General features: G+C 58.8%; 1 protein-coding gene. It reads right to left on the bottom strand.

Going from position 1 to position 243, the window contains the following annotated elements; genetic code table 11:
• The coding region (locus HWD93_RS18785; RefSeq protein ID WP_261647642.1) for a hypothetical protein at positions 1 to 243 on the bottom strand (243 nt) is incomplete at both ends.

The following is a 243-nucleotide window of genomic DNA, read 5'->3' as shown; positions in this document are numbered from 1 at the left end:
CCCGTAGACTGCAAGGCAATCGAGATCGGCAAACCGCCACCTGTGCCCGGAAGCGATGGTGGAGCGAAGACGAAAGCCTGCACGCCGGCAACTTTGGTCAGACGGTTGGTGAGGTCTTCCTGAATCTGCTTCTGCGAACGAGTACGGTCGTTCCAGTCGCTTAGCACCCAGAGTGCGATTCCAGAGGTGGTGCCGCCATCCATGCCGACGATCTGGAAACGGGTCTTCTGCTCAGGCAAATCC

Source organism: Curtobacterium sp. C2H10 (assembly GCF_025407985.1).
GTDB lineage: Bacteria > Actinomycetota > Actinomycetes > Actinomycetales > Microbacteriaceae > Curtobacterium.
This window is presented reverse-complemented; position numbering and strand designations above follow the sequence as displayed.